General features: G+C 63.1%; 5 protein-coding genes. 3 read left to right on the forward strand and 2 right to left on the reverse strand.

Annotated elements, in window-relative coordinates; translation table 11 throughout:
- Positions 1-238 precede the first annotated feature (238 nt).
- Positions 239-790 (forward strand): DUF4142 domain-containing protein, encoded by a 552-nt coding sequence (locus EOA86_RS24220; protein ID WP_127211065.1) that lies wholly within the window; start codon positions 239-241, stop codon positions 788-790.
- Positions 791-938: 148 nt separating this feature from the next.
- Here the strand turns inward: EOA86_RS24220 and EOA86_RS24225 are convergent, their stop codons facing one another.
- A complete protein-coding gene (locus EOA86_RS24225; RefSeq protein ID WP_065012025.1) occupies positions 939-1,259 on the reverse strand; it encodes a DUF1476 domain-containing protein in 321 nt (106 codons plus the stop codon).
- 315 nt (positions 1,260-1,574) lie between these two features.
- Here EOA86_RS24225 and EOA86_RS24230 point away from each other — a divergent pair, with 315 nt between their 5' ends.
- Both EOA86_RS24230 and EOA86_RS24235 read left to right on the forward strand, forming a co-directional pair.
- Positions 1,575-1,964: a DUF6152 family protein gene (locus EOA86_RS24230; protein ID WP_127211066.1), complete on the forward strand. Its 390-nt coding sequence runs from the start codon at positions 1,575-1,577 to the stop codon at positions 1,962-1,964.
- Positions 1,965-2,429, forward strand: coding sequence for a DUF6644 family protein (locus EOA86_RS24235; RefSeq protein ID WP_127211067.1), 465 nt, complete (start codon positions 1,965-1,967; stop codon positions 2,427-2,429).
- A 190-nt stretch (positions 2,430-2,619) separates the two neighbouring features.
- Here the strand turns inward: EOA86_RS24235 and carB are convergent.
- Positions 2,620-4,306: carbamoyl-phosphate synthase large subunit (carB, locus tag EOA86_RS24240; protein ID WP_128343977.1), on the reverse strand; the 1,687-nt coding region annotated here is incomplete at its 5' end.

Genomic DNA, 4,306 nt, shown 5'->3' on the forward strand with positions numbered 1-4,306 from the left:
AGACGGGTGAGGGGTGCTGGAAGAAATGAGGCGTTGGCAATTGTGCGTCCTCTCGGCGCTGATGGGCGGTTGTGAGTGGGCGTAACGCCAAGCTGGAACACCCCTCATCCGACCTCGCTGCGCGAGGCCACCTTCTCCCACAAACAAAGGGGAGAAGGGAGGGCGCTCCAATCTCCGCGCAACTTCGCCGCTTGTGTCGCGTTGGACTCTTCGAGGATCACAAACCCGGAGATTTCCTGTGAAACCGCATCTCACGCTTGCCATCGTCGCTTTGTTTGCCGGCACGCCGGCGGCCTTCGCCCAATCCGCCACGCCGGCCGACATACCGGCTGTCGGCGAAACCAAGATCGAGACCGAGACCTTCACCAGAACCGTCCCCAGCGCCAACCGCTTCGAGATTGAAAGCAGCAAGCTGGCCGAACAAAAGAATGTCGCCGCCGATGTCAGGGAATTCGCCGCGATGATGGTCAGGGATCACACCAAGGCTGGCGAGGATTTCAAGGCAGCTCTGGAACAGAGCCAGACCACGGCCTCGGTTACGGCGAGCGGCCCCGCATTGTTGCCGAGGGATCAGACGATGCTCGACCAACTCAAGGGCTTGGATGGCGATGAATTCCAGGCGAAATACATCCTCCTGCAGACCGAGGCGCACAAGCAGGCGTTGGCGCTGTTTTCCACCTATGCGCAGTCGGGCGAAGACCCGGCGCTGAAGGAATTCGCCAAGAAGACGCTACCGACGCTGCGGACGCACGAAAAGCGCATAAAGGATTTGGTGGCCGCCCACAGCTAATGCATGGCGCCCAAAAGCATGCCCTCGGGCTTGACCCCCGGGCTTGACCCGGGGCTTGACCCGAGGATGCGCGGCAGTTTGGGGATAACGACACGCATAAAACAAGTGCCTAAAGCGCGTCGCGACGCGCTTTAGGCTGGCGCAGCTCTCAGGTGTTCTTGATCTGCTCGACCGCGGTCACCAGCAGTTCGTCCATGGCGCCGCGAATCTGAACATCCGACTGGGCGACGCCCGCCGCGTCGAAATCGGCGCGTATTTTGCGCAACACGTCGTCGTCCCCGGCCTCTTCGAAGTCCGCGCGCACCACCTCTTTCGCATAGGCGTCGGCGTCCTCACCGGTTTTGCCGAGCTTTTCAGCCGCCCATAGGCCGAGCAGCTTGTTGCGGCGCGCCATGGCCCTGAATTTCGTGTCCTCGTCCATCGCAAACTTCTTTTCGAAGCCTTCCTGACGGTCTCTCATACTGCTCATGGTGTGCCTCGTTCAGATGTGAGTCTCCGACCTTCATTCGATGGAGAAGAAGAGCGGGCTAGGGGCCGAACATGGCGTGCATAGATGTCAGAAGCAAGACCGGACCGTTCCTGCCGAACGGCAATCGCTCCAGGTTGGCGCTGCCCCTCACCATTACCCGCTCTCCGTAAGCACGGGGAGAAGGTTCCGGCAGGGGGTTGAGGGGCGGCGCTGACTTCGGCATCGATCTCCGTAGCCCATGGCCTTCGCACCGATGTGATTTGACGTTGCCGCGCCGTGACCTACTCTCGAATGCGGTGGGTGAGGAGGCGAGCAATGCAGTCACCTTTCAAAGGGCTTCGCAGCGTCACGCTGGCAGCGGCAGTGATTCTTGCCGCCGCCACCGTAGCCTATGCACATCACGGCTGGTCGTGGACCCAGGACGGGTTCTTCGAACTCCGGGGCAAGATCACGGCCATCTACATCGGCAATCCACATGCCACGCTGGATGTCGACGCAGAGGGCGAGGTCTGGCGGGTGGATTTGGCGCCGCCGTCCCGGACGATCGCCGCCGGCTTCACCGAGGAGGTCGCCAAAGTCGGCGACGAGGTGACCGCGATCGGCCACCGCTCGCGAGACGAGACCGAGAAGTGGATGAAAGCATCCCGCATCATCGTCAATGGCAAGACTTATGATGTTTATCCCGACCGCGTCCCGCCGGCCTGAATGGACGAGCTCCTCGCCGGCATCGAGCAACTCGCCTTGGTGCGGGCACTGAAGGCCTCATTCGTCACCTATCCCATAGTCAACGCGCTGCACATCATGTCGATCGGCGCGCTGCTGACCAGCGTCTGGCTGATGGACCTCAGGGTCCTCGGCGCATTCCGCTCGCTGCCCTACGCGGCGTTCATCGCGTTGCTGCGCCGCACCGCATTGGCCGCGTTCGCCGGCGCGCTTGCCACGGGGTCGCTGCTCTTTTCAGTCAGGGCGAGCGAATATGCGGCGATACCGATTTTTCTCGCCAAGATGACACTCATCCTTCTCGCCGGGGCCAACTTCCTCGTCTTCATGCGCCGCGCAAAAGGCGGCGACGAGCCGGCCGGTGGGACCGTGACCATCCTGGCTGTGCTCTCGCTTGTGCTGTGGACGTCGGTGCTGTTCGCGGGACGGTTTATCGGGTTTCTCAACTAGAGCGAGCGGCGGCAAAGACAGCTGTTTTGCGGTCAAATCTCGGGCGGGTTGGGACGCCCTCTTCACCCTCTGGGATAGGCGGATCGGCACGAAGGATCAGGGTGCTGTAGGAATCGCAGCGTTGGCGGGACAGCGCCCGCCTCTGGCCTGCCGGCCATCTCCCCCACAAGGAGGGAGATCGGCTAATCACCTAAGCAAAATACTCCTGCAGTGGCCGCACTTCCAAACTCCCGGCCCTCAGCGCTGCAATCGCCTCGGCCACCGCGGCCGCACCCGACAGCGTCGTGTAATACGGCACTTTCTGCATCAGCGTCGCGCGGCGCAGCGATTTCGAGTCCGACACCGCCTTCTGGCCATCAGTGGTGTTGAAGACGATCTGCACCTGGCGATTGCGGATGGCGTCCTCGATGTGTGGCCGGCCTTCCAGCACCTTGTTGATCTTTTCCGCGACGACGCCGTTTTCGGCGAGGAAGCGGGCGGTGCCTGAGGTGGCCATAACCTTGAAGCCTTGGCCGGCCAGGCGCTTGACCGCCGGCAATATGCCCTTCTTGTCCTCGTCGCGCACCGAGACGAACAGCGTGCCCGCGCGGGGGAGATCGACGCCCGCCCCTAACTGGCTCTTGGCGAAGGCCAGCGCGAAGTCGCGGTCGAGGCCCATAACCTCGCCGGTCGAGCGCATTTCCGGGCCGAGCAATATGTCGACGCCGGGGAAGCGGGCGAAGGGGAAGACGGCTTCCTTGACCGCGATGTGGCCGGGCCGCCTGGGATCGGGCATGGCGCCGTAATGGGCGAAGGCGTCTTCAAGCTTTTCGCCGGCCATGATGCGGGCGGCAATTTTCGCTATGGAACGGCCAATGGTCTTGGCGACAAAGGGCACGGTGCGTGACGCGCGCGGGTTGACCTCCAGCACATAGACTGTGCCGTCCTTGATCGCATATTGCACGTTCATCAGCCCGCCGACATTGAGCGCGCGGGCGAGCGCGGCCGTCTGGCGCTCCAGCTCGTCGACGAGGTCAGACGGCAGCGAGTGCACCGGCAGCGAGCAGGCACTGTCGCCCGAATGGATGCCGGCCTCCTCGATATGTTCCATGATGCCGGAGACGAAGGTCGACGTGCCGTCGCATAGGCAGTCGACATCGACCTCGATGGCGCCCGAGAGATAGGTGTCGAACAATAGCGGGTTCTTGCCCAAGAGCGTGTTGATCTGGCCGGTCTTGTCGTTGGGGTATTTCTGCTTGATGTCCTCCGGCACCAGGCCGGGCACGGTGTCGAGCAGGTAGGTCTGCAGCATGCTTTCGTCGTGGATGATCTGCATGGCGCGGCCGCCGAGCACATAGGACGGGCGCACCACCAGCGGGAAGCCGAGCTCGCCGGCGACGAGGCGGGCCTGCTCGACCGAATAGGCGATGCCGTTCTTTGGCTGGCTGAGGCCAAGCTTGTGCAGCAGCTTCTGGAAACGGTCGCGGTCTTCGGCCAGATCGATCATGTCGGGCGAGGTGCCGAGGATCGGGATGCCAGCCTTCTCCAGCGCGTCGGCGAGCTTTAGCGGCGTCTGACCGCCGAACTGGACGATGACGCCGACCAACTCGCCCGACGCCTGTTCGGCGCGCACGATCTCCAGCACGTCCTCCGACGTCAGCGGCTCGAAATAGAGCCGGTCCGAGGTGTCGTAGTCGGTCGAGACGGTCTCCGGATTGCAGTTGACCATGATCGCCTCGAAGCCGGCATCGCGCAGCGCGAAAGCCGCGTGGCAGCAGCAATAGTCGAACTCGATGCCCTGGCCGATGCGGTTGGGCCCGCCGCCAAGGATGACGACCTTCTTGCGCGACGACACCTGCGCCTCGTTGGCGAGCGCGCCGGCGAAGGGCGTCTCATAG

It is taken from the genome of Mesorhizobium sp. M5C.F.Ca.IN.020.32.2.1 (genome assembly GCF_004023105.1).
Lineage (GTDB): Bacteria > Pseudomonadota > Alphaproteobacteria > Rhizobiales > Rhizobiaceae > Mesorhizobium > Mesorhizobium wenxiniae.

Bases quoted from the DNA above. Each gene is read 5' to 3' on its own strand.
- EOA86_RS24235 (WP_127211067.1), top strand. From the start codon at position 1,965: ATGGACGAGCTCCTCGCCGGCATCGAGCAACTCGCCTTGGTGCGGGCA.
- EOA86_RS24230 (WP_127211066.1), top strand. From the start codon at position 1,575: ATGCAGTCACCTTTCAAAGGGCTTCGCAGCGTCACGCTGGCAGCGGCA.
- EOA86_RS24225 (WP_065012025.1), bottom strand. From the start codon at position 1,259: ATGAGCAGTATGAGAGACCGTCAGGAAGGCTTCGAAAAGAAGTTTGCG.